The sequence below is a fragment of the Rhodobacter sp. Har01 genome, assembly GCF_020564565.1.
Taxonomy (GTDB): domain Bacteria; phylum Pseudomonadota; class Alphaproteobacteria; order Rhodobacterales; family Rhodobacteraceae; genus Pseudogemmobacter.
In genome coordinates this window covers 456,732-479,365 of record NZ_JAJCTD010000002.1, presented here as the reverse complement: position 1 = coordinate 479,365, position 22,634 = coordinate 456,732, and the positions used below count along the sequence as shown (strand labels likewise).

Below are 22,634 nucleotides of genomic sequence, written 5' to 3'. Positions count from 1 at the left end.
TTATGCGGATTTTGATTCAGATCAAGGCAGAGGCGGAATACGCTTGCATGTATTCCTATACGTAGATGCGTCTGCCGGCGCTGCGTGTCACTATCTGGTGCGGAATTCATGGAATTCGGGATCGTCGAACTGTCTCGCCTGCAATTCGCGATGACGGCGATGTATCATTTTCTCTTCGTGCCGCTGACCCTGGGTCTGTCGATCCTGGTCGCGATCATGGAGACGGTCTACGTCATGACCAACCGGCCCATCTGGCGACAGATGACCAAGTTCTGGGCCACGCTCTTCGGCATCAACTTCGTCCTCGGGGTCGCCACCGGCATCACCATGGAATTCCAGTTCGGCATGAACTGGAGCTACTACAGCCACTATGTCGGCGACATCTTCGGCGCGCCGCTGGCGATCGAAGGCCTGATGCCCTTCTTCCTGGAGGCCACCTTCGTCGGCCTGATGTTCTTTGGCTGGGACAAGATGTCGAAGGTTGCGCACCTGGTGGTGACCTGGCTGGTGGCGATCGGCTCGAACTTCTCGGCGCTGTGGATCCTGATCGCCAACGGCTGGATGCAGAACCCGGTCGGGGCCGAGTTCAATCCGATGACCATGCGGATGGAGATGTCGGACTTCTTCGAAGTGCTGTTCAACGACGTGGCGCAGGCCAAGTTCGTCCATACCGTCAGTGCGGGCTACGTCACCGCTTCGGTCTTCGTGCTGGGGGTTTCGGCCTGGTACATGCTGCGCGCCCGCCACACCGAACTGGCCCGCCGCTCGATCACCGTGGCGGCGGTCTTCGGCTTGGCCTCGGCCTTTTCGGTGGTGCTGCTGGGCGACGAAAGCGGCTATTCGGCCACCCACAGCCAGAAGATGAAACTGGCTGCGATCGAGGGCATGTGGCACACCGAACCCGCCCCGGCCCCATTCACCGTCTTCGGCTTTCCCGACCAGCAAGCGCGCGAGACGCACTATGCCATCCACCTGCCGTTCATGATGGGCCTGATCGGAACCCGGTCGCTGACCACCGAGATTCCGGGGATTGCCGACCTCGTCGCCTCGGCCGAGACCCGCATCCGGTCAGGGCTGATCGCCTATGACGCGCTGATGCATGTCCGCGAGGCGCGCGACGCCGCCGACCCGGCCGTGCTTGCCACCTTCGAGCAGCACTCGGCCGACCTTGGCTTCGCCTTCCTGCTGCGCAAATACGTCGACGACCCGCGCACCGCGACCGAAGACCAGATCAAGGCCGCCGCCAACGACACGGTGCCGACGGTCTGGCCGTTGTTCTGGGCCTTCCGCTTCATGGTGGGCCTCGGCTTCGGCTTCATCGCCACCATGGCTTATTTCTTCTGGCGCGCCTCGTTCCGGCAGATGGTCTGTCCGCGCTGGGCGCTGCATCTGGCGGTCTGGATGATCCCGGCGCCCTGGATCGCCGCCGAGATGGGCTGGTTCGTCGCCGAGTTCGGCCGCCAGCCCTGGACGGTGGACGGCATCCTGCCCACCGCGATGTCGGTCTCGGAACTGTCGGTGACCGAGGTCGCCCTGACGCTGGCCGGCTTCGTCACCTTCTACTCGGTGCTCTTCATCATCGAGATGGGCCTGATGCTGAATTACATCCGCAAAGGCCCGTTCCAGGATGTCGACGAGACCGAGGCCTGGAACGCCCGGCACAAGGACCGCCTGGCCGGTCGCCGCAACGCCGACGCCATCGCCACGCCCGCGGAGTGAATGCCATGATCCTGAGTGAACTGCTGAGTTACGAGACGCTGCGTGTCATCTGGTGGCTGCTTCTGGGGGTGCTGCTGATCGGTTTTGCCCTGACCGATGGCTTCGACATGGGGGTCGGCGCGCTGATCCCCTTCGTCGGGCGCAGCGATGTGGAACGCCGCGTGGCGATCAACACCGTCGGCCCGGTCTGGGAAGGCAACCAGGTCTGGTTCATCCTGGGCGGCGGCGCGATCTTCGCCGCCTGGCCGCCGCTTTATGCGGTCAGCTTCTCGGGTTTCTACCTGGCGATGTTCGTCGTGCTGGCCGCCTTCATCGTGCGCCCGGTGGCGTTCAAGTACCGCTCCAAGCGCGACGCGGCGGCCTGGCGGTCGGCCTGGGACTGGGCGCTGTTCGCCAGCGGCGCGGTGCCGGCGCTGCTGTTCGGCGTCGCGGTGGGAAACGTGATCCAGGGCGTGCCCTTCCACTTCACCGACGACCTGCATAGCATCTACGAAGGCGTCTGGTACGCCAAGTTCATCGGCCTTCTGGACCCGTTCTCGATCCTGGCCGGGGTGGTGTCGCTGGCGATGCTGGTGATGCACGGCGGCGCCTGGCTGACGCTCAAGACCGAGGGGCCGGTGCAACGGCGCGCGCGGTCGATCGGCTCGGTCGCGGCGCTGGTGGCGGTCGCGGCCTATGTCGGCGCCGGGGTCTGGCTGGCGCTGGGGATCGAGGGCTTCCGCATCGTCGGCGACTATGCCACCGGCGGCCCGTCGAACCCGCTGCATTTCCAGGTCGAGCGCAGCGCAAGCTGGCTGTCCGCCTATGCCGACCGCCCCTGGATCGCCATCGCCCCGGCGCTGGGCATCCTGGGCGGGCTGCTGACCTTTGCCGGGCTGCGGGCAGGGCGCGAGGTGTCAACCCTGCTGTTCTCGAAACTGTCGATCCTGGGCGTGATCTCTTCGGTCGGGCTGACGATGTTCCCGTTCATCATGCCGTCGTCGTCGGACCCGCGCTCGTCGCTGACGGTCTGGAACAGCTCGTCCTCGCACCTGACGCTGTTCATCATGCTGGTCTGCGCACTGATCTTCATGCCGCTGATCCTGGCCTATACGGCCTGGGTCTACAAAGTGCTGTGGGGCAAGGTCACCGAGGCCGACGTCACCGAGAACAGCCATTCCGTTTACTGAAGGAAGGACGGTCCAATGTGGTATTTCGCCTGGATCCTTGGCCTGCCGCTGGCCGCCATCTTCGCGGTGATGAACGCGATGTGGCTTGAACTGAAGGAACACGAAGCGACGATCGCCCTGGGGCACGAAGGTGCCGCCAGCAAGAGATCGCGGCGCTGACCAGCCGCAGGGAAACCTGCGGGGACGGCGCCCGGCCCCCGAAGGTTCCCTTCCGATCCGCTCTCTCACATATGAGAAGACCATGACCGTAGTGACTGCCCACGCAGAACAGCACAGCCGACTGGCGCATTTCCCGATCACCTTCTTTGCGACGGGCATGGGGATGATGGGTCTGACCCTGGCCGTGCGTGCCGAAGAAACCGCCTTCGGACTGGCCCATGACATATCGGTCGGGCTGCTGGCCCTGTCATCGTTCCTGCTGGCGCTGGTGGTGCTGTTCTACCTTGCCAAGGCAATCCGCCACCCCGACCATGTCGCCGCCGAATGGCACCATCCGGTCCGCATCGCGTTCTTTCCGGCCATCACCATCTCGTTCCTCCTGATGTCCACGGCGCTGATCGATGTGATGCCGGCCCTGGCGCGCCAGATCTGGATGGTGGCGACCCTGGCGCAGGGCCTGCTTGCACTGGCCGTGATCGGTTCGTGGATCAGCCACCGACCGTTCCAGCCGGGGCAGATGACCCCCGCCTGGTTCATTCCGGCCGTGGGCAACGTGATCGTGCCCCTGGTCGGCGCCAAGCTGGGCTATGTCGAGATCTCGTGGCTGTTCTATTCCGGCGGGCTGATCTTCTGGGTGGTGCTGCTGACACTGGTGATGAACCGGCTGATGTTCCACGATCCGCTGCCGGGCCGCATGGTTCCCACGCTGATGATCCTGATCGCCCCGCCCGCGGTGGCCTTCATCGCCTGGACCCGGCTTGAGGGCGCTCCGGGTCCGTTCGGGCATTTCCTTCTGAACACGGCCTACGTCTTCGCGCTGCTGGTGCTGACCCAGGTCGGCAAGTTCCGGACCATGCCCTTTGCAATGTCGTGGTGGGCCCTGTCGTTCCCGGTGGCAGCACTGTCCATCGCCAGCTTCACCTATGCCCATATCGCTCAATCGACGCCGCACCTGGTTATCGGTGCCGGCCTGTTGGTGCTGCTGATCGCGATCGTGACCGGGCTGATCCTGCGCACGATCGCGGCCATCTGGGCCGGCACGATCTGCGTGCCCGAGTAGCCTGGTCTGTGCCGGCTGCTGTCGCCAGGGGACCATGGCGCCCGGCCGAGAACCGGTTGGATGCGACGATTGGCATCGGTCCGAGGTGATAGTCAAACGCATTCAAATACGTTAATGTGAAGAAGGGGAATGCCCGGGACGGTCCGCCATGCGGCCAGCCCGGGGAGGAGGAACGAGAAATGCCGGGTCTAGTCCGCACACTTCGGCGGGCCTGGGGGCTGGTCGCGGTTCTGCCGCTGATCGGGGCTGCCCTGGCTGAGGAAGCGCCGGCCCTGCCGGGCAGTGACAGCACCGCTGATCACTCGAAGCTCGAGGCGCTGAAGGGTCCGTTCACTTCAGGCCCCGAAGTCACCAAGGCCTGCCTCAGTTGCCACACCGAGGCCGGCGATCAAGTCATGCACACGATCCACTGGACCTGGGACTACTCCCATCCGGTGACCGGGCAGATTCTGGGCAAGAAGAACGTCATCAACTCGTTCTGCGGCAACGTCTCGGTGAACGAGACGCGCTGCACCTCGTGCCATGCCGGCTATGGCTGGGAGGACACCCGCGTCGCGGCCCCCGCCGACCCGACCCGGGTGGATTGCCTGGCCTGCCATGACCGCTCGGGGCAATACTCCAAGCTGGACAACAAGGCAGGCAACCCGCCGCTGTTTCCGGTTGCGCCCAAGGCCAAGACGATCACCGGCAAGGATGCCGTTGTCGTTGATCTTGCAAAGGCCGCGCGCTCGGTCGGGATGCCGGGGCGGGACAACTGCGGCTCGTGCCATTTCTACGGCGGAGGTGGCGACAACGTGAAGCACGGCGACCTGTCGTCGGCACTGATCAGCCCGGCCCTGTCGACCGATGTCCACATGTCGCCTGACGGCGAGAACTTCACCTGCGAGTCCTGCCACGTCTCGAACCGGCATGCGCTGGCCGGCTCGCGCTACAACGTGGTGGCCAAGGACGAGGCCGATCCGCACCTGTTGGGCCAGCGCCGCGACGTGGCGACCTGTGAAAGCTGCCACAGCAACCGGCCGCACTCGGTCACGCCGGTGGGGATGAAGCTGAACGATCACACCGACCGCGTCGCCTGCCAGACCTGCCACATCCCGGAATTCGCCCGGGGCGGGGTGGCGACCAAGACCTTGTGGGACTGGTCGACCGCCGGCAAGCTCAGGAACGGCAAGCCCTTTGCCGAAGAGGACTTCACCCAGTCGGACGGCAAGCACCTGCATACCTACCTGTCCACCAAGGGCAGTTTCGAATGGGGTGAAAACGTGGTGCCCTATTACGCCTGGTTCAACGGGCAGGTGGAATACACGCTTCCGGGCGAGACCTTCGACCTGGACGGCCCGCTTGAGGTGAACCGCATCGGCGGGTCGGCCAGCGATCCGGGCGCGCGGATCTGGCCGTTCAAGCGGATGGTCGGCAAGCAGGCCTTCGACCCCGAATTGAAGACGCTGCTCTTCAACCACGTCTACGGCCCCGAGACCGACACCGCCTTCTGGACCAACTTCGATTGGGACAAGTCGATCGCGGCGGCGATGTCCTATGTCGGCCAGCCCTATTCGGGCAAGTTCGAATTCGTCGATACGGTGATGTATTGGCCCATTGCCCACATGGTGGCGCCGGCCGATCAGGCGCTGGCCTGCGAATCCTGCCACGCGCGCGCCGGGCGGCTGGCGGGAATCCAGGGCATCCACATTCCCGGCACCGGCCTGCCTCCGGGCGGGCTGGCGGGGCTGGTCCTTCTGGGCCTGGCCGCGCTGGGGGTCGTTGGCCACGGGTTCCTGCGGGTTGTCGCAAGGGCGGGCGGGCAAAGCGGCAAGGGAGGCGACCATGGCTGAGCGTGAAGTCAAGGTCTACACAAGGTTCAACCGTCTGTGGCACTGGAGCCAGGCCGGCTCGATCCTGCTTCTGTTTTTCACTGGCGCGCGCGTCATGGGGTTGCACACGCTGATGCCCTTCCAGCTGGCGGTGGTGCTGCATTCGGCCGTGGCGCTGGCGCTGTTGCTGCTGTGGGCCTTCGCCACCTTCTGGCTGTTCACAACCGGGGCCTGGAAGCAGTTCCTGCCCAGCCAGATGGGGTTGTGGAAGGTGCTGCGGTTCTACGCCTACGGTGTTTTCCATGGCGAACAGCACCCGTACCGCAAGATTCTCAGGCGCCGCCACAATCCGCTGCAGGCGTTGGCCTACCTGGCGCTGAAGACCGTGCTGTTCCCGGCCATCTGGATCAGTGGGCTGGCCTATCTGGGCTATGCGCTGTGGGACGATGCCGACACATCGGGCTGGGGCCTCTGGGTGGTGGCGAACATCCATCTTCTGGCGGCATTCGCCATTGCCAGCTTCGTGGTCGTCCATGTCTATCTGCTGACCATCGGCCATGGCTTCCGCGAGCATGTGCGTCCGATGATCACCGGCTTTGAGCGGGTCACCCTGACTCCCGAGCAAGAGGCCTACTTGCGCCAGGAAGACCCGTCGCTGGTGAAGACCGACAGCTGAGGCCGCCACGCGCCGCTCAGACCCAAGGAGGCCGCGCCCGGGGCAGCTCTTCAAGGTTGCGCGGACCCCTCGGGCCCTGTGTCTGCTGGCGCTGGGGCTGGAACAGGGGTCTCGGGCAGGCCCTGAAGTGCGGCAAGCATGTCGTCCAGCGACTGGCAGGGCCGGCAACCCAGGCCGGCCAGATCACCCGAGACATCCACCGGCAAGCCGGAGTTCGACTCCGCCGGGACCTGGTTCAGCTTGCCGCCGATCAGCACCGGAAGGCTTGATCCGCGCTGGCGCAATGTGGCCAGCACGGCCCGGGCATAGCTGAGCGCAATCCCGTTGTAGGTGCTGATCGCCAGGACCTCGGCCCCGGCCGCCAGGGCGATCTCGACCAGGGTCTCTGGGTCAACGCTGACACCACCGTCGATCAGTCGGGCGCCGATACCCTCCATCGCCTGCCCGACCAGATACTTGCCATGCTCATGCACGTCGGTCGTGCCCAGGCACACCCGCAGCGGCCGCGGCAACGGGGTCTGCGCCGCCACCCATTGCGCCGCCTTCTCGTCCAGCTCGCGCGCCCATTCCGCCGGCACCACCGGCAGTCGCCCCTTGGGCGCCGCGACGCCCGGGCCGAACAGGGCCTCGATCCGCCGCGGCCCCAGCCGCCGGAGCGCCAGCAGCAGTGCGGCCGGATCATCGACCGGCACGCCACGGTCGGCCAGCCCGGCAAGCAGAGAGGCGGCAAAGCGCCGGCCGCCCGCAACCAGCCGGTCTGCCATCGACTCGACCTTGGCCCAGTCGAAGACCGGCGCGTGCAACCGGGCGTGCTGGGCTAGGCGGTGGGCAAAGCGCTGCGCGTCAATGATCTCTTCGACATCGGGGATGCGCAGGTTCTCGGTCACCGGAACCGGGTTGACCGCGTGACCCGTCGGCCAGCGCCCCAATGCCAGCAGGTCCGCCAGAAGATAGCTGGCCAGGCTGGCGTAGTTCGCCGCCGCGCTGCCCTGGTAGGCGACGGTGTTGCCAAAGATCATCGTCCCGGGCGTGTCCGACACCCGCGCCAGCGCAGCGTGGAAGGCCACGCGCGACAGCGGATCGCTGAAGTGGTGGCCGTAGCAATGCGCCAGCGGCGCGCCGATCAGCCCCTCGACGATGTGCTTTTCCACCAGCACCATACCCAGCGCCGAAGCCATGTCCTGAAACAGCCCGGCAAAGCCGTCATCCAGATTGGAATGCGCCAACACTTCGGCCTCTTGGGCCGCGATCAGGCCCAGGGCGGTGACGGTGGCCTCGGTCGTGGCGACGTCGTCGTCCCAATGAGGCAGCCGAAAGGTGAAATACTGCCCCAGATTGCCGACCGAGGTCGCCCCGGCCGCAAGCGCCGCACAGGTGTTTTCCACCGCGCCGGGCAAGCCCAGCATGAAGTCGCCGAAATGCGCCGCCGCCGAAGAGGCGTGGGTGATGCGGGCGAAATCCTCGGGGCCGGCCAGCACAATGCCGGTACCGCGGGTGGCCTTGGCGCGCAGGGCGCCGGGATAGCCCATGGACCAGTCCAGCGTGATGCCGAAGCGGTCAACCTCGACCCCTGCCTTGCGGCACTGCGCCTGCACCTCGGCGATTGCCCAGACCGAACGATCTGCATTGCGAAAGCCGATATGGGCATGCTGCATGATGCGACCGGCGGAGCGGCGCTTCCAGTCCGCCTCGCTGGCCACGGCCTTTTCGGCCAGGAACGGGCACGGTCCGACCCGCCAGTCGCGGGCAAGCGCGGTGCCGCGGGCCAGCAGGTCCCGGCCGGGGGTCAGGCGCGGATCGGTGATCGGGGCGGGCGAGGACATGGCCGGGCCTGGGCTGCGGTCGCGGCAGGATAACCGGCCGCAGCCACAAATCCAGCCCTTGCCTCGCGCCGGGGCGGCCGCGAAGCTGCGGTATTGGCGGGGGAATGACATGCTGGGAATCCTGGGGGTCGGGCATCTGGCCGCGTCGCTTCTGGCGGGGCTGCAGCGGGCCGGGTTTGCGGCCGAAGACGTGGTCCTTTCGCCCCGCGGGCGCGCGGTCGAGATGTCGGCGCGCTATGGCCACGCGCTGGCGCAAGACAATGCCGATCTGGTGGCGCGGACCAAGCTGGTGCTGCTGGCGGTCCGGCCGGCGGATGCCCCCGCCGCAGTCACGGGCCTGCCCTGGCGGGCGGGCCAGGTCCTGGTCTCGGCCTGTGCCGGCGTACCGCTGGCGCATCTGCCGGTGCATCCGGCCAAGGCGATGCGGATCATGCCGATGACTGCGGCCGAGATCGGTGCCAGCCCGACCGTCTGCTTCCCCGACCTGGCCGAGGCCCGACGGGTGGTCGAAGCCTTCGGGCCGGTGATCCCGCTGCCCGGCGAGGCCGACTTCCAGGTCGCCACCGTTTCCGCGGCGGTCTACGGCTGGACGCTGGACCTGATCCGTCAGACCGCAGACTGGTCCGCGGCACAGGGCCTGGACGCCGCCATCGCGCGGCGCCTGAACGCCCTGACCTTCGCTGCGGCCGGCGCACTGGCCGCCCAGACCCGGCAGCCGATGCCCGATCTGCTGCACGATCTGGTGACACCCGGCGGGATCACCGAACGCGGGCTGCAGGTGTTGGTTGGCCACGCGATGGGAACCGCCTGGGCCTCTGCCTGCGATGCCGTTCTGGAGAAGCTGAACGGAACCGTGGCCCGGCCCTGAGGCCATCCGGCGGCCAGGGTCCGCATGCAAAAGCAGAAGGCCTGCACGGCCTTGATCTTTCAGGCAACAATCCGGACCGGCTGCCGCTTGGCGCCCCAGGTGCCGGGCGGCCCCTCGATCACACCGGGCAGGGGGGTGCCGCAGCTGCGGCACCCCCCTGCCCGGTCAGGTGCCAATGACTCAGCACATATCCATCGCGACCGATGACCTTGGCCCCGCATCCGGAACAGAAGCTGGACTGAGCGTCCGGGGCATGCAGGTTGCCCAGATAGACGTGCCGCAGACCCATGCCCTTCGCCCGATCCCGCGCCGCATGTAGTGTTGCAGCCGGGGTGCGGGGAATCTCCATCATCCGGTGATCGGGATGGAACGCGCTGAAATGCAGCGGGACATCGGGACCGAGACGATCAAGGATCCATCCGCACATCTTTTCGATTTCGGCCGGGCTGTCGTTCAGGCCGGGAATCAGAAGTGTCGTGAGTTCCACCCAGCAGCGGGTCTGGTTCACCACGTAGTCGATGGTTTCCAGCACCGGCGCCAGGTGCGAGGCGGTGACCTTGTGGTAGAACTCTTCGGAAAAGGCCTTGAGGTCGATGTTCGCGGCATCCATTGCCGCAAAGAACTCTTCCCGCGGCTTCGGGCTGATGTAGCCCGCCGTCACCGCCACCGAGCGCACGCCACGGGCATGCGCCGCCAGCGCGATGTCGATGGCATATTCGTGAAAGATCACCGGGTCATTGTAGGTAAAGGCAATCGAGGCCGCGCCGGCGTTCCGAGCGGCATTGGCGATCATCTCGGGGCTGGCCTCGGCCGACAGGCTGTCGACCTCGCGGCTTTTCGAGATTTCGTGGTTCTGGCAGAACTTGCAGGCCAGATTGCAGCCCGCCGTGCCGAAGGACAACACCGGGGTGCCGGGCAGGAAGTGGTTCAGCGGCTTCTTCTCGATCGGGTCGATACAAAAGCCGGACGACCGGCCGTAGGTTTCCAGCACGATCCGCTGCCCCTCGCGCTTGCGCACGAAGCACAGGCCACGTTGGCCGGGGCCCAGTTCACATAGCCGCGGGCACAGCTCACAGACCAGCCGGTCTTCTCCGGTCTTGGCTGACCAGTGACGGGCCGTATGAGGATATTCGGTCATGGGTTCAGCAGGCTTCACCGCCCGCACAGACGTTGCACCTGCATGAGATGCGCATAGAATGGCGCTGTTTCAACGGCGGCGAGAAGATTGCCATGGATTCCCTGCGAAGACTGCACTTTGCCGGGTCTTTCTTTCCGTCCGATCCGGCTGCCTTGCGGACAGCGGTCGAACAGGCCCTCACCGGCGGCGCCGGCCAGACCGCCGGAGTCAGCCCCCGCGCAATCGTCTCTGCTCATGCCGGATACGCCTATTCCGTGCGCTACGCGGGGCTGTCCTTTGCGGCCGTGACCGGTGTGCCGGCGCGCGCCGTGGTCCTGTCACCCTCACACCGGCATGCCTTCAGCGGTATCGCCTTCCCGTCACAGGCTGGCTTTGACACGCCGCTCGGCCGCCTGCCCATCGACCGCGCCGCCTGCGCCAGATTGGTCTCGGCGGGCCTAGCCGGGGAACTGGACGCCGCGCATGACAATGAACACGGGATCGAAACCCAGCTCCCGTTCATCGCCTGCCGCTGGCCCGGTCTGCCTGTGGTCCCGCTGGTGCTGGGCGATGTGCCGACGAGCCTTGTCGCCGCCACCATCGACCGGTTGGACGACGGGCAGACGCTTTTCGTCCTGTCGTCGGACCTGAGCCACTTCCTGACCGACACCGCGGCCCGCCTGCGCGATGCCGAGACGGCGCGGATGATCGAGCGGGCCGAGACGACGGGTCTTGACGGCGCTCACGCCTGCGGTGCGCGGGGAATTGCCGGCTGGTTGGCCTCCAAGGCTGGGCGAGCCAGCCGTCCGCTCCGGTTGGGCCTGGGCAACAGCGCCAAGACTTCGGGCGACCGGTTGCGCGTGGTGGGCTACGGCGCCTGGGCCTTCTTCGGCCTGGACGACCCGATCTTCTCGGCCAGCCACCGGGCAACGCTGTTGCGCGTGGCCCGTCAGGCCATCGATGTCCGCCTAACCCGCGACCGGTCTCCCGGGATCGCGGCCGAATCCTTTGCGCCCCCCCTTCACACCCAGGCCGCCAGCTTTGTGACACTGACGCTGGACGGTGAACTGCGGGGCTGCATCGGCTCGCTTGCCGCGCACCAGCCGCTCTTCGCCGACGTCATCGAGAACGCCCAGAAGGCGGCCTTTTCCGATCCCCGGTTTTCGTTTCTAACCTTGCAGGAATGGCCCAAGACCCGGCTCAAGATCGCTGTCCTGACCCGGGCCGCGCCACTGGCCTTTGGCAGCGAAGCCGAGGCACTCTCGCTGATCGTGCCGGGTGAGGACGGTCTCATCCTTTCCGCCGCCGGCCGGCGGGGGCTGTTCTTGCCGATGGTCTGGGAGCAGATTCCGGAGCCTGACGCGTTCTTGCGGTCGCTCAAGCGCAAGGCGGGGTTGCCGGCGGATTTCTGGTCGGCCGACCTGCAGCTTCATCGGTTCCGGGCCGAGGGGTTCGCCGAAGCCTAGGCTTCGGCCGGGCGGCGGATGGCCTTGGCGGCCTCGACCACCATTGGCCGCAGGCCCTGCCCGCCGGCATCCAGCACCTGAAAAAGCTGGCGGCGCATCCGCGGCTCCCAGAAGTCGTTGATATGGCCGGCGACACCCTTCACGGCCTGATCCTCAGGCATCGATTCGAAGAACTTGGCGATCTGGTTCGCCATGTAGATCAGCTTGTCAGCGGACATGCGCCACCTCGGTCAACCGGTCGGAATGGGAATAGACGTGGAACTGGCCCCCGCGGAGCCCGGCGATCAGGGTGATCCCGGCCTCATCCGCCAGGTCGGCGGCATGGGCGGTGGGGGCGGACATGGCGATGATGACGGGCGCACCGAAGGCCGCCGCCTTCTGCACCATGTCCACCGAGACGCGGCAGGTCAGCACCACGGCGAAATCGCCCAAGGGGGCTGCCCCGGGCCGGGTGGCCGCGCCAATCAGCTTGTCCAGCGCATTGTGCCGGCCCACGTCCTCGCGCACCATCGTCAGGCCGCCGGGCTGCCAAAGCGCCGCGCAATGGGCGGCGTGGGTCAGGTCATGCAAGGGCTGGCGGTCGCGCAGGCCCTGCGCCGCCTGATGCACCTGATCAGGCGTCATCCGGAACGCGGACGGCGCCACCCGGGCCACCGGCCGCAGCGCCTGTTCGACCGAATCGATCCCGCACAGCCCGCAGCCCACCGGCCCGGCCATGGTCCGCCGCCGGTCTGCCAAGCGGCTCTGTGCATGCGGAAAAAGCCAGGTCTGCACGTCCAGACCCTGCCCGGCCTGCTCGATGTCGATGCGCTCGATCTCGGCGGCAGTTGCGATGCCTTCGGTCAGCGCGAAGCCATAGGCGAAATCCTCAAGGTCCGCCGGCGTGGCCATCATCACCGCCTGGGTCGTGCCGTTGAACGACAGCGCCACGGCGGCTTCCTCGGGCAGCATCCGGTCGGCCCGGGCCACGCCTTGCGGGCCGAACACCAGATGCGCGCGGGGGCGGGCGGGGTCCATCACTCGGCCGCCGGCAGGATGCGGCGCGAGTTCGCGGCCTGGGCGGCGTAGTCTTCCTGCCATTCGGACGGGCCGTTCGACGGGCTGACCTGCACCGCCGTCACCTTGTACTCCGGGCAGTTGGTGGCCCAGTCCGAGAAATCGGTGGTGATGACGTTGGCCTGCGTGTCGGGATGGTGGAAGGTGGTGTAGACCACGCCGGGCGACACCCGGTCGGTGACCCGCGCCCGCAGCGTGGTCTCGCCCGACCGGCTGGCCAGCCGCACGAACTGGCCGTCGTTCACGCCCCGCACCTCGGCGTCATGCGGGTGAATCTCCAGCACGTCTTCGTCATGCCAGACCACGTTGGCCGTCCGCCGCGTCTGCGCGCCGACGTTGTACTGCGACAGGATGCGTCCGGTCGTCAGCAGCAGCGGGAAGCGCGGGCCGGTCTTTTCGTCCGTCGCCACGTACTCGGTGTTGATGAACCGCCCCTTGCCGCGGACGAAGCCGTCGATGTGCATCAGCGGCGTGCCGTCCGGGTGCGCTTCGTTGCACGGCCACTGGACCGAGCCCTTTTCCTCGAGCACCTCATAGGACACGCCGGCGAAGCTGGGGGTCAGCAGCGCGATTTCGTCCATGATCTGGCTGGGGTGGGTATAGTGCCAGCCCGCACCCAGGGCGTTGGCCAGCATCTGGGTGATCTCCCAGTCGGCATGGCCGTTGCGCGGCGCCATCACCTTGCGGACGCGGTTGATCCGGCGCTCGGCGTTGGTGAAGGTGCCGTCCTTCTCCAGGAAGGTCGAGCCGGGCAGGAAGACATGGGCGTAGTTCGCGGTCTCGTTCAGGAACAGGTCGTGGACGATGACGCAGTCCATCGCCGCAAGGCCCGCCGCGACGTGTTTGGTGTCGGGGTCCGATTGCAGGATGTCCTCGCCCTGGCAATACAGCCCCTTGAAGGTGCCCTCCACGGCCGCATCAAGCATGTTCGGGATGCGCAGGCCGGGTTCGGGGTCGATGGCCATACCCCAGACCGATTCGAACCGCGCGCGCACATCGGCATTCTTGACGTGCCGGTAGCCGGGCAGTTCGTGCGGGAACGACCCCATGTCGCAACTGCCTTGCACGTTGTTCTGCCCCCGCAGCGGGTTCACCCCCACGCCGGGGCGCCCGATGTTGCCGGTCAGCATGGCGAGGTTGGCGATGCCGATCACGGTGGTCGAGCCCTGCGAATGCTCGGTCACCCCCAACCCGTAGTAGATCGCCCCGTTGCCGCCGGTGGCATAGAGGCGGGCGGCGCGGCGCAGGTCCTCGGCCGGGACGCCGGTCAGCGCCTCGGTGGCCTCGGGCGAATGCTGCGGGCGGCTGACGAACTCGGCGTAATCCTGGAATTCGTCCCAGTCGCAGCGGGTGCGGATGAAGGTCTCATCCATCAGCCCCTCGGTCACGATCACATGCGCCAGCGCCGTCACCACGGCGACATTGGTGCCGGGCTTCAGCTGCAGGTGATGGTCGGCGCGGATGTGCGCCGATTTCACCAGATCGATGCGGCGCGGGTCGACCACGATCAGTTTCGCGCCCTTGCGCAGCCGCTTCTTCAGCCGCGAGGCAAAGACCGGGTGGCCATCGGTCGGGTTGGCGCCGATCACGATCACCACGTCGGTCTGCTCGACCGAGTCGAAATCCTGTGTGCCGGCCGAGGTGCCGAAGGTCTGGCCCAGCCCGTATCCGGTGGGCGAATGGCAGACCCGGGCGCAGGTGTCGGTGTTGTTGTTGCCGAAGACCGCGCGGGTCAGCTTCTGCACCAGATAGGTTTCCTCGTTGGTGCAGCGGCTGGAGGTGATGACGCCGACGCTGTCCTTGCCGTGCCTTTGCTGGATGCCGCGCATCCGAACGGCCGCGAAGGCCAGCGCCTCATCCCAGCCGACTTCGCGCCAGGGATCGGTGATGGCGTCACGGATCATCGGCTCCAGGATGCGGTCGCGGTGGCTGGCGTAGCCATAGGCGAAGCGGCCCTTGACGCAGCTGTGCCCGCGGTTGGCCTTGCCGTGCTTCCAGGGCACCATCCGCACCACTTCGTCGCCGCGCATCTCGGCCTTGAACTGGCAGCCGACGCCGCAATAGGCGCAGGTGGTGATCACGGCGCGGTCGGGCGTGCCGATTTGGATCATCGACTTTTCCTGCAGCGTGCCGGTCGGGCAGGCCTGCACGCAGGCACCGCAAGAGACGCAGTCAGAAGTCAGGAAGCTGTCGCCCGCCGCCCCGGCATGCACCCGGCTGTCCCAGCCGCGGCCCGAGATGGTCAGCGCGAAGGTGCCCTGCACTTCCTCGCAGGCGCGGACGCAGCGGCTGCAGACGATGCACTTGGCCGGGTCATAGGTGAAATAGGGGTTCGATTCGTCCTTGGGCAGCCATTGCGGATTGGCCTCGCCGCTGGTGTTCCGGGCGCGGAAATGCGTCTCTAACGCCGCATAGCGCACGTCGCGCAGGCCCACGGCACCGGCCATGTCCTGCAACTCGCAATCGCCATTGGCGGCGCAGGTCAGGCAGTCCAGCGGGTGGTCGGAGATATAAAGCTCCATCACCCCGCGCCGCAGGTCTTTCAGCTTCGGCGTCTGGGTGTGAACCTTCAGGCCCGGCGCCACCGGTGTGGTGCACGAGGACGGCGTGCCGTTGCGGCCTTCGATTTCCACCAGGCACAGCCGGCACGAGCCGAAGGCATCGATGCTGTCGGTGGCGCAGAGCTTGGGGATGGGAATCCCGGCCTCGGCCGCGGCACGCAGGATGCTGGTGCCTTCCGGCACGGTGACGTCGAAGCCGTCGATGGTCAGGGTGACCAGGGCCTTCGATTTCGCGGCAGGGGTGCCGAAATCGGCGTCGGGAATGATGAAGTCCTTCATTCGGCGGCCTCCTTCGCGCGGGCGAAGTCATCGGGGAAATGGGTCAGGGCGCTGAGGACCGGATAGGGGGTGAACCCGCCCAAGGCGCAAAGCGAACCCGCCTTCATGGTGGCGCACAGGTCCGTGAGCAATGGAATTGCGCTGGCGTCGCCGCGGGCGATGCGGTCGATGGTCTCCACCCCGCGCACCGCGCCGATCCGGCAGGGCGTGCACTTGCCGCAGCTTTCGATGGCGCAGAATTCCATCGCGAAACGGGCCTGTTTCAGCATGTCGGCGGTGTCGTCGAAGACCACGATGCCGGCATGGCCGATCAACCCGTCCTTGCGCGCGAACTCCTCATAGCAGGCCGGGGTGTCGAACAGGCTGGCCGGGAAGTAGGCCCCCAGCGGCCCGCCGACCTGCACCGCCTTGACCGTGCGGCCCGAAGCGGTGCCGCCGCCGATATCGTTGACGATCTCGCCCAGCCCCATGCCGAAGGCGGTTTCGAACAGCCCGCCGTGGCGCACGTTGCCGGCGATCTGCAGGGGAATGGTGCCGCGCGACCGGCCGATGCCGAAGTCGCGGTAGAAGGCCGCGCCCTTTTCCAGGATCACCGGCACGCTGGCCAGCGAGATCACGTTGTTCACCACCGTCGGCTTGCCCAGGAAGCCCTCCAGCGCCGGCAGCGGCGGCTTGGCGCGGACGACGCCGCGCTTGCCCTCAAGGCTGTTCAGCAGGCTGGTTTCCTCGCCGCAGACATAGGCGCCGGCGCCGACGCGCACCTCGATGTCGAAGGCGGGGCCGCGGCCCATCACGCTGGCCCCCAGCACCCCGGCCTTGCGGGCGAGCTCGATGGCCGTGCGCATCACCCGGATCGCATCGGGGTATTCGCTGCGGATGTAGACGTAGCCGCGCGTCGCCCCCACGGCGATTCCGGCAATGATCATGCCTTCGATCAGGGTGAAGGGGTCGCCCTCCATCAGCATGCGGTCGGCGAAGGTGCCACTGTCGCCTTCGTCGGCGTTGCAGACGATGTATTTCTGGTCGGCCTGCGCCTCGGCCACGGTCTTCCACTTGATGCCGGTCGGGAAGCCCGCCCCGCCGCGGCCGCGCAGGCCCGAGTCGGTGACGGTTTGCACAACCTGCGACGGGTCCATCGCCAGCGCGCGCTGCAGGCCGGCAAGGCCGCCATGCGCGCGGTAGTCGTCCAGCGAAAGCGGGTCGATCACACCGACGCGGGCAAAGGTCAGCCGGGTCTGCCGCTTCATCCAGGGCAGATCGTCGGTCGGGCCCAGCTCCTTGGGGCTGGTGCCGTCCAGGATGCCGGGCATGTCGGCGGGGGTCGCCGGGCCATAGGCGTGGCGGACGCCGTCGCGTTCCACCTCAACCAGCGGTTCCAGCCAGACCATGCCGCGGCTGCCGTTGCGGACCAGCGTCACCGGCAGGCCTTGCCGGGAAGCCTCGGCCAGAACGGCCGCGGCCACGGCATCGGCACCCAGGGCCTTGGCGGCCGCATCGGCGGGAACAAAGACCTTCATGCCAGCACCTCGGCCGCGATCCGGTTCACGGCGGCCTCGTCCAGCCGGCCTTCCAGCCGGCCGTTCACCATCGCCGCCGGCGCACAGGCGCAAAGGCCCAGGCAATAGACCGGCTCAAGCGTCACCATGCCGTCGGCCGAGGTTTCGTGGAACCCAACGCCCAGGGCCTTCTGGACCTGTTCAGAGACGCTTTCGCCCCCCATCGCCTGGCACGCTTCGGCCCTGCACAGCTTGACCACCGACCGCCCGGCGGGCGCGTTGCGGAAATCGTGGTAGAACGACATCACCCCGTGCACCTCGGCGCGACCAAGGTTCAGCGCTTCTGCGATCACTGGCACGGCGGCCTGCGGCACGTGGCCAAAGGCAGCCTGCACGTCATGCAGGATCGGCAGCAGCGGCCCTTCGGCCCGGGCATGGGCGCGCAAGATGGCCTCCAGGGTATGGCAGGCGTGCGGACTCAGGTCGTCTTCCACGGGCATCGGAGGTCTCCGTTCAACGTGGCACGGGTCTAAGCCTGGTTTGATAGGATATCAAATCTGATCTTCCGTTGTTTGATAGAAGAAATCTATCAAACTGACACTCGAACCAAGCTCTCGGAACCAGCAGGTCACTTGCCGAAGCGGCGCGTCTCAGGAGCGCGGCATTTTGGCCACGGCCCGATCGCAGCCGCCGGTCCAACGGCCCAGCGCTTTACAGCAGGCACGCTTTGGGCGAAACATCATGTTGGGGACGATCTGCGCGGCCACACAGTATTTAGAGGTTGAGGGGCGAGTCTTCGTTCGCGTTGAGGGTGTATTTCCTGGGCCGGCGCAGCCAACCCGCTTGCACGCGCTTTTCGCGCATCCCTGGCGATGAGAGAAAACTCAATGAAAACCCTGATCCATGCCACCGGTCTTCTGACCGGCCTTGTTCTTGCAACATCGGCTTCAGCCGAAGGCCTTACCTTCGGCCTCGAAATCCCGTCCCTGACCCTCTATGCCAACCACGGTGCCGGCGAAGTTGCCGGCGGCAACGCCTGGTTCGAAGATGTCGGCTCTGCGGCCTCCTACCGGCTGATCGCGGCCTACGATTTCAGCGGCGGACTTGCTGTTCGCGGCCGCCTGTTCGGTTTCGAAGGCAATTTCGACGACCCCGAGGATCTGTTCGAGGTCCGGACGCTGGACCTTGAGACGGTGATGAACACCGACCTCGGCGGCCTTGATCTTGATGTCTTCGCCGGTCTAAGATCGGCAAGCATCGACTGGTCGGACGAAGACCAGGGCGACGGATTCGGCTTTGACGGCCTGGGCCCGACCCTTGGCTTCGAGGTCAGCCACCAGTTCGGCAACGGCTTTGGCATGGTGGTCGGCGGCCGCTACTCGGCCATGTTCGGCGACACGACCGAACTTGCCAGCGACGACACGGCCGACAACGTCGTGGTGCCTTCGGTCGATCTGCGGATCGGCCTGGACTACGCGCGCGACCTGGCCAGAGGTGGCACCATGACCTTTGGCATCGGCGTGGAAAGCACCAGCTTCTTCAGCCTGTCGGGCAATGTCGACAATGATATCGACCCCGAAGACATCGACGTCACCCTGGCCGGTCCCTACCTGAGCCTCGGATTCTCGTTCTGATCGGCAGCCTGTGCCGGACCGGCGGTCCGGCGCTAGTCTCATCCGCCCCGCTGTTGCATAGGTGGGGCGGACTCTCTATCCCGGTTCGCAATCAGAAAGGCGGACCGGCGTGACCATCCATCTGCACAAGAACGACCTTCCCGACGGCCTGGCGCTGGGCTCCGTCGTCGCCATCGACACCGAGACGATGGGCCTGGACCCGCGCCGCGACCGGCTTTGCGTTGTGCAGTTGTCGGACGGCAACGGCGATGCGCATCTGGTTCAGATCGCCCGCGGCCAGACAGGTGCGCCGAACCTGGAACGCCTGCTGACCGATCCCGCCACGCTGAAGCTGTTCCACTTCGGCCGCTTCGACATTGCCGCCTTGAAGTGCGCCTTCGGGGTGACCACCGCCCCGGTCTGGTGCACCAAGATCGCCGCCAAGCTGACCCGCACATTCACCGACCGGCACGGGTTGAAATACCTTCTGGCCGATCTGGTGGGCGTTGATGTGTCAAAGCAGCAGCAGACCTCTGACTGGGGCGCGGAAGAGCTGACCGAGGCCCAGAAGGACTATGCCGCCTCCGACGTGCTGTATCTGCACGCGCTGAAGACTGCACTCGAAGAGCGGCTGGCCCGTGAAGGCCGGCTGGAGCTGGCGAATTCCTGTTTCGCCTTCCTGCCCACCCGAGCCGAGTTGGACCTGCTGGGCTGGGATGACGCACATGACATCTTCAGCCACTGATCCACTGGCCGTCGGCCGGCGTGTCGTCGCCCGAGAGGCCGAGGCGCTGACCATGCTGGCCGACAGCCTGGGCCCCAGCTTCGATGCTGCGGTGAACCTGATCCTCAAGGCCAGCGGCCGCGTCGTCGTCTCTGGCATGGGCAAATCGGGCCACATCGCCCGCAAGATCGCCGCCACCCTGGCCAGCACCGGTACGCCGGCGCAATTCGTCCACCCGGCCGAAGCCAGCCACGGCGACCTGGGCATGGTGACGCCGTCGGACGTGCTTCTCGTGCTGTCCAACTCGGGCGAGACGCCAGAGCTGGCCGACATCGTCGCGCATTCCCGGCGCTTCGGCATCCCGCTGATTGGCGTGGCGGGCCGCGAGGGCAGCACCCTTCTGCGCGAGGCCGACGTGGCCATCCTTCTGCCCGCCGCGCCCGAGGCCTGCGAGCAGGGCATTGTCCCCACCACATCCACCACCATGACCCTGGCCCTGGGCGATGCGATCGCCATCGCGCTGATGGAACACCGCGCCTTTTCGCCCGACCAGTTCCGCGTCTTTCACCCCGGTGGCAAGCTGGGCGCGCGCCTGCTGCACGTCCGCGACCTGATGCACAGCGACCCGCCGCTGGTGCGCGACGACACGCCGATGAGCGAAGCCCTGCTCACGATCACGCGGGCCGGATTCGGCGTGGTTGGCGTGATCGACGGATCGGGTCATCTTCTGGGCATCGTCACCGACGGGGACCTGCGCCGTCACATGCAGGATTTGCTGTCGCTGACGGCCGGGCAGGTGATGACGCGCGGGCCCCGCACCATCCCACCCGATGCCCTCGCGGTCGAGGCGCTGGCGCTGATGAACGAGAAGAAGATCACCTGCCTTCTGGTCACCGCCGACGGGCGAACCGTCACCGGGATCCTCCACATCCACGATTGCCTGCGCGCGGGCGTGGCCTGAGGCCGCGCGCATGGCCCGTGCCGACATCCATTCTCGCGTCGTCGGCTGGCTCAAGGTCGTGCTGCCGCTGATGGCGCTGGCGATCCTGTCCACCCTGTTCCTGCTGGCCGACCGCATCGACCCCGACGCTGCCATCCCCTATGCCCAGGTCGATGTCGAGGACCTGGCCCGTGACCCCCGGATGACCGCCCCCACCTTTGCCGGCACCACCGATGACGGCACCGCCGTGACCCTCACCGCCGAGACCGCCCGGCCGGTGGGCCAGGAGGGTTCGGCCCAGGCGGCGACGGTCCTTGCCCGGCTGGACATGCCCGATGGCAGCACCGCCGAGCTTTCTGCGGCGTCGGTCGAGCTTGATACCGAGGGCGGGCAGCTGCGACTGGCCGGCGGGGTGGCGATCACCACCTCGTCCGGCTACCTGGTGCTGACCGACGGCGTGATCTCGGCGCTTGACCGGACCCGAACCGAATCCACCGGCGCGGTCATCGCCGAAAGCCCGGCCGGGCGCCTGACCGCCGGGGGGTTTGCCCTGACCCGTGCCGAAGGCCAGGGGGAAACCTATCTTCTGGTTTTCACCGGCCGCGTTAAGCTGGTATACAAACCCGGCGGCTGACCCCGCATCACAGGCAAAAGAATGATTGGCCCCCTGCGCATAGGTCTACTTGTTGCGGCACTTGCCGCGCCCGCCCTTCCAGCCGCGTCGCAAGAGGCCAAGGTGGCCTTCGGCGGCCTGACGCAGGACACCTCGCTTCCGGTCGAGGTCGAGGCGGACACGCTTTCGGTGAACAATGCCGATGGCACCGCGGTGTTCTCCGGCAATGTGCTGGTCGGCCAGGGCGACATGCGCCTGGCGGCGGCAAAGGTCACGGTGGAATACGGCGCCGACGGCCAGTCCATCCAGCGCCTGCACGCCACCGGCGGCGTGACCTTCGCCAATCTCACCGACGCGGCCGAGGCCCGCGAGGCGCTGTACACCATCGACAGCGGCGTCATCGTGATGACCGGCGACGTGCTGCTGACGCAAGGCGCCAGTGCGCTGGCGGGGCAGAAGCTGACCATCCAGCTCAAGGACGGCACCGGGGTGATGGAGGGTCGGGTCTCGACCACCTTCGTCCCCGGCGGCAACTGATGGCCCGCGACACCGCCCCCCGGCCCGACCTGCGGCTGACACTGGGGTCGCAGGGTCTGCAGGTCCGCGGATTGCGCAAGTCCTACAAGAAGCGCCCGGTGATCCGCGACGTTTCGATGGATCTCCGCCGCGGCGAGGTGGTGGCGCTGCTGGGGCCCAACGGCTCGGGCAAGACCACCTGTTTCTATGCCATCGCGGGCCTTGTCACGCCCGAGGGCGGTCAGGTGCTGCTTGACGGCAAGGACGTCACCGCACTGCCGATGTATCGCCGGGCGCGGCTGGGCATCGGCTACCTGCCGCAAGAGGCGTCGATCTTTCGCGGCCTGTCGGTGGAAGACAACATCCTGGCGGTGCTGGAGATTGCCGAGCCCGACCGCCACAAGCGGCGCGAGCGGCTGGAAGAGTTGCTGAGTGAATTCTCGATCACCCACCTGCGCCATGCCCCTGCACTGGCGCTGTCCGGGGGTGAGCGGCGCCGGGTGGAAATCGCCCGTTGCCTGGCCGCCGACCCGAAATACCTGCTGCTGGACGAACCCTTCGCCGGGGTGGACCCGATCGCCGTGGCCGAGATCCGCAACCTGGTGCATGATCTGAAAAGCCGTGGCATCGGTGTGCTGATCACCGACCACAACGTCCGCGAAACGCTGGAGATCGTCGACCGCGCCTACATCCTGCATGACGGCAAGGTGCTGATGTCGGGCACCACGGATGAAGTCGTCCGCGACGAGATGGTGCGTCGGGTCTACCTGGGCGAGAATTTCCGGATCCTCTGAATGCACACTGCAAGTCAGTTGACAGCGCGCGCGGGCTGTCACCAAATGAAGCGGAGATGAGCGCCCTGATCGCCCCCTCCATCCCCAAGGATGCGGCTGATCCCCGGCCCCTTCCCCTTGCGAACCTGTCGGCGCATTCCCAGTTCGAACTTGAAGACCCGGTCCGTGACGCAA

General features: G+C 66.8%; 21 protein-coding genes. 14 read left to right on the top strand and 7 right to left on the bottom strand.

Annotated elements, in window-relative coordinates; genetic code table 11:
• Nucleotides 1-108 precede the first annotated feature (108 nt).
• The 6 genes from LHP98_RS08090 to LHP98_RS08065 all read left to right on the top strand — a co-directional run bounded on the left by LHP98_RS08090 (nt 109) and on the right by LHP98_RS08065 (nt 6,594).
• A complete protein-coding gene (locus LHP98_RS08090; protein ID WP_227252004.1) occupies nt 109-1,719 on the top strand; it encodes a cytochrome ubiquinol oxidase subunit I in 1,611 nt (536 codons plus the stop codon).
• 5 nt (nt 1,720-1,724) lie between these two features.
• Nucleotides 1,725-2,888, top strand: a complete 1,164-nt coding sequence (gene cydB / locus LHP98_RS08085; RefSeq protein WP_227252003.1) for a cytochrome d ubiquinol oxidase subunit II — start codon at nt 1,725-1,727, stop codon at nt 2,886-2,888.
• A 15-nt stretch (nt 2,889-2,903) separates the two neighbouring features.
• The gene (gene cydX / locus LHP98_RS08080; protein ID WP_227252002.1) at nt 2,904-3,047 is read left to right on the top strand and encodes a cytochrome bd-I oxidase subunit CydX; all 144 of its coding nucleotides are present in this window, start codon (nt 2,904-2,906) and stop codon (nt 3,045-3,047) included.
• 82 nt (nt 3,048-3,129) lie between these two features.
• Nucleotides 3,130-4,107: an SLAC1 anion channel family protein gene (locus LHP98_RS08075; RefSeq protein WP_227252001.1), complete on the top strand. Its 978-nt coding sequence runs from the start codon at nt 3,130-3,132 to the stop codon at nt 4,105-4,107.
• A gap of 179 nt (nt 4,108-4,286) precedes the next feature.
• Nucleotides 4,287-5,939 carry a tetrathionate reductase family octaheme c-type cytochrome gene (locus LHP98_RS08070; RefSeq protein ID WP_227252000.1) on the top strand — a complete coding sequence of 551 codons (1,653 nt, stop codon included), beginning with the start codon at nt 4,287-4,289 and terminating at the stop codon, nt 5,937-5,939.
• Entirely contained in the window at nt 5,932-6,594 is a 663-nt protein-coding gene (locus LHP98_RS08065; protein WP_227251999.1) for a cytochrome b/b6 domain-containing protein, read from the top strand. Before LHP98_RS08070 ends, LHP98_RS08065 begins: the two co-directional genes overlap by 8 nt.
• A gap of 50 nt (nt 6,595-6,644) precedes the next feature.
• Here the strand turns inward: LHP98_RS08065 and LHP98_RS08060 are convergent, their stop codons facing one another.
• On the bottom strand, nt 6,645-8,417 hold the full coding sequence (locus LHP98_RS08060; RefSeq protein WP_227251998.1) for a hypothetical protein: 1,773 nt from the start codon (nt 8,415-8,417) through the stop codon (nt 6,645-6,647).
• Nucleotides 8,418-8,526: 109 nt separating this feature from the next.
• Here LHP98_RS08060 and LHP98_RS08055 point away from each other — a divergent pair, with 109 nt between their 5' ends.
• On the top strand, nt 8,527-9,285 hold the full coding sequence (locus LHP98_RS08055) for a pyrroline-5-carboxylate reductase family protein (protein WP_227251997.1): 759 nt from the start codon (nt 8,527-8,529) through the stop codon (nt 9,283-9,285).
• A gap of 118 nt (nt 9,286-9,403) precedes the next feature.
• Here LHP98_RS08055 and amrS read toward each other — a convergent pair whose 3' ends face one another.
• Entirely contained in the window at nt 9,404-10,423 is a 1,020-nt protein-coding gene (gene amrS, locus LHP98_RS08050; RefSeq protein ID WP_227251996.1) for an AmmeMemoRadiSam system radical SAM enzyme, read from the bottom strand.
• Between the two features lie 92 nt (nt 10,424-10,515).
• Here amrS and amrA point away from each other — a divergent pair, with 92 nt between their 5' ends.
• Nucleotides 10,516-11,868: an AmmeMemoRadiSam system protein A gene (gene amrA / locus LHP98_RS08045; protein ID WP_227251995.1), complete on the top strand. Its 1,353-nt coding sequence runs from the start codon at nt 10,516-10,518 to the stop codon at nt 11,866-11,868.
• On the opposite strand, the gene LHP98_RS08040 is transcribed toward amrA, so the two are convergent.
• Genes LHP98_RS08040 through LHP98_RS08020 form a run of 5 tightly spaced genes read right to left on the bottom strand, consistent with a single transcriptional unit; the run spans nt 11,865 to nt 17,760 of the window.
• Nucleotides 11,865-12,086, bottom strand: a complete 222-nt coding sequence (locus LHP98_RS08040; RefSeq protein ID WP_227251994.1) for a formate dehydrogenase subunit delta — start codon at nt 12,084-12,086, stop codon at nt 11,865-11,867. The two genes, amrA and LHP98_RS08040, sit on opposite strands and share 4 nt — an antisense overlap.
• On the bottom strand, nt 12,076-12,885 hold the full coding sequence (gene fdhD / locus LHP98_RS08035) for a formate dehydrogenase accessory sulfurtransferase FdhD (RefSeq protein WP_413687601.1): 810 nt from the start codon (nt 12,883-12,885) through the stop codon (nt 12,076-12,078). The genes LHP98_RS08040 and fdhD overlap by 11 nt, the downstream gene beginning before the upstream one ends.
• A complete protein-coding gene (gene fdhF, locus LHP98_RS08030) occupies nt 12,885-15,764 on the bottom strand; it encodes a formate dehydrogenase subunit alpha (RefSeq protein WP_227251993.1) in 2,880 nt (959 codons plus the stop codon). The genes fdhD and fdhF overlap by 1 nt, the downstream gene beginning before the upstream one ends.
• Nucleotides 15,761-17,281, bottom strand: a complete 1,521-nt coding sequence (locus LHP98_RS08025; protein WP_227251992.1) for an NADH-ubiquinone oxidoreductase-F iron-sulfur binding region domain-containing protein — start codon at nt 17,279-17,281, stop codon at nt 15,761-15,763. Before LHP98_RS08025 ends, fdhF begins: the two co-directional genes overlap by 4 nt.
• On the bottom strand, nt 17,278-17,760 hold the full coding sequence (locus LHP98_RS08020) for a formate dehydrogenase subunit gamma (protein WP_227251991.1): 483 nt from the start codon (nt 17,758-17,760) through the stop codon (nt 17,278-17,280). The genes LHP98_RS08025 and LHP98_RS08020 overlap by 4 nt, the downstream gene beginning before the upstream one ends.
• Nucleotides 17,761-18,147: 387 nt before the next feature.
• Between LHP98_RS08020 and LHP98_RS08015 the strand changes: the two genes are divergently transcribed.
• The 6 genes from LHP98_RS08015 to lptB all read left to right on the top strand — a co-directional run bounded on the left by LHP98_RS08015 (nt 18,148) and on the right by lptB (nt 22,460).
• On the top strand, nt 18,148-18,894 hold the full coding sequence (locus LHP98_RS08015; protein ID WP_227251990.1) for an Lpg1974 family pore-forming outer membrane protein: 747 nt from the start codon (nt 18,148-18,150) through the stop codon (nt 18,892-18,894).
• A 109-nt stretch (nt 18,895-19,003) separates the two neighbouring features.
• On the top strand, nt 19,004-19,618 hold the full coding sequence (locus tag LHP98_RS08010) for a ribonuclease D (protein ID WP_227251989.1): 615 nt from the start codon (nt 19,004-19,006) through the stop codon (nt 19,616-19,618).
• The gene (locus tag LHP98_RS08005; protein ID WP_227251988.1) at nt 19,599-20,558 is read left to right on the top strand and encodes a KpsF/GutQ family sugar-phosphate isomerase; all 960 of its coding nucleotides are present in this window, start codon (nt 19,599-19,601) and stop codon (nt 20,556-20,558) included. Before LHP98_RS08010 ends, LHP98_RS08005 begins: the two co-directional genes overlap by 20 nt.
• Before the next feature lie 10 nt (nt 20,559-20,568).
• Nucleotides 20,569-21,171 carry a hypothetical protein gene (locus LHP98_RS08000; protein WP_227251987.1) on the top strand — a complete coding sequence of 201 codons (603 nt, stop codon included), beginning with the start codon at nt 20,569-20,571 and terminating at the stop codon, nt 21,169-21,171.
• A gap of 21 nt (nt 21,172-21,192) precedes the next feature.
• Nucleotides 21,193-21,687 carry a lipopolysaccharide transport periplasmic protein LptA gene (lptA, locus tag LHP98_RS07995; RefSeq protein WP_227251986.1) on the top strand — a complete coding sequence of 165 codons (495 nt, stop codon included), beginning with the start codon at nt 21,193-21,195 and terminating at the stop codon, nt 21,685-21,687.
• Nucleotides 21,687-22,460 carry an LPS export ABC transporter ATP-binding protein gene (gene lptB, locus LHP98_RS07990; protein WP_227251985.1) on the top strand — a complete coding sequence of 258 codons (774 nt, stop codon included), beginning with the start codon at nt 21,687-21,689 and terminating at the stop codon, nt 22,458-22,460. The genes lptA and lptB overlap by 1 nt, the downstream gene beginning before the upstream one ends.
• Nucleotides 22,461-22,634 lie beyond the last annotated feature (174 nt).

Excerpts from the sequence above, each read along its gene's own strand:
- amrA (WP_227251995.1), top strand. The coding sequence starts at position 10,516 with ATGGATTCCCTGCGAAGACTGCACTTTGCCGGGTCTTTCTTTCCGTCC.
- LHP98_RS08090 (WP_227252004.1), top strand. The coding sequence starts at position 109 with ATGGAATTCGGGATCGTCGAACTGTCTCGCCTGCAATTCGCGATGACG.
- LHP98_RS08060 (WP_227251998.1), bottom strand. The coding sequence starts at position 8,417 with ATGTCCTCGCCCGCCCCGATCACCGATCCGCGCCTGACCCCCGGCCGG.
- LHP98_RS08005 (WP_227251988.1), top strand. The coding sequence starts at position 19,599 with ATGACATCTTCAGCCACTGATCCACTGGCCGTCGGCCGGCGTGTCGTC.
- LHP98_RS08020 (WP_227251991.1), bottom strand. The coding sequence starts at position 17,760 with ATGCCCGTGGAAGACGACCTGAGTCCGCACGCCTGCCATACCCTGGAG.
- amrS (WP_227251996.1), bottom strand. The coding sequence starts at position 10,423 with ATGACCGAATATCCTCATACGGCCCGTCACTGGTCAGCCAAGACCGGA.
- LHP98_RS08070 (WP_227252000.1), top strand. The coding sequence starts at position 4,287 with ATGCCGGGTCTAGTCCGCACACTTCGGCGGGCCTGGGGGCTGGTCGCG.
- LHP98_RS08040 (WP_227251994.1), bottom strand. The coding sequence starts at position 12,086 with ATGTCCGCTGACAAGCTGATCTACATGGCGAACCAGATCGCCAAGTTC.
- LHP98_RS08000 (WP_227251987.1), top strand. The coding sequence starts at position 20,569 with ATGGCCCGTGCCGACATCCATTCTCGCGTCGTCGGCTGGCTCAAGGTC.
- lptA (WP_227251986.1), top strand. The coding sequence starts at position 21,193 with ATGATTGGCCCCCTGCGCATAGGTCTACTTGTTGCGGCACTTGCCGCG.
- LHP98_RS08075 (WP_227252001.1), top strand. The coding sequence starts at position 3,130 with ATGACCGTAGTGACTGCCCACGCAGAACAGCACAGCCGACTGGCGCAT.
- fdhD (WP_413687601.1), bottom strand. The coding sequence starts at position 12,885 with ATGGACCCCGCCCGCCCCCGCGCGCATCTGGTGTTCGGCCCGCAAGGC.
- cydB (WP_227252003.1), top strand. The coding sequence starts at position 1,725 with ATGATCCTGAGTGAACTGCTGAGTTACGAGACGCTGCGTGTCATCTGG.
- lptB (WP_227251985.1), top strand. The coding sequence starts at position 21,687 with ATGGCCCGCGACACCGCCCCCCGGCCCGACCTGCGGCTGACACTGGGG.
- fdhF (WP_227251993.1), bottom strand. The coding sequence starts at position 15,764 with ATGAAGGACTTCATCATTCCCGACGCCGATTTCGGCACCCCTGCCGCG.
- LHP98_RS08065 (WP_227251999.1), top strand. The coding sequence starts at position 5,932 with ATGGCTGAGCGTGAAGTCAAGGTCTACACAAGGTTCAACCGTCTGTGG.
- LHP98_RS08015 (WP_227251990.1), top strand. The coding sequence starts at position 18,148 with ATGAAAACCCTGATCCATGCCACCGGTCTTCTGACCGGCCTTGTTCTT.
- cydX (WP_227252002.1), top strand. The coding sequence starts at position 2,904 with ATGTGGTATTTCGCCTGGATCCTTGGCCTGCCGCTGGCCGCCATCTTC.
- LHP98_RS08025 (WP_227251992.1), bottom strand. The coding sequence starts at position 17,281 with ATGAAGGTCTTTGTTCCCGCCGATGCGGCCGCCAAGGCCCTGGGTGCC.
- LHP98_RS08055 (WP_227251997.1), top strand. The coding sequence starts at position 8,527 with ATGCTGGGAATCCTGGGGGTCGGGCATCTGGCCGCGTCGCTTCTGGCG.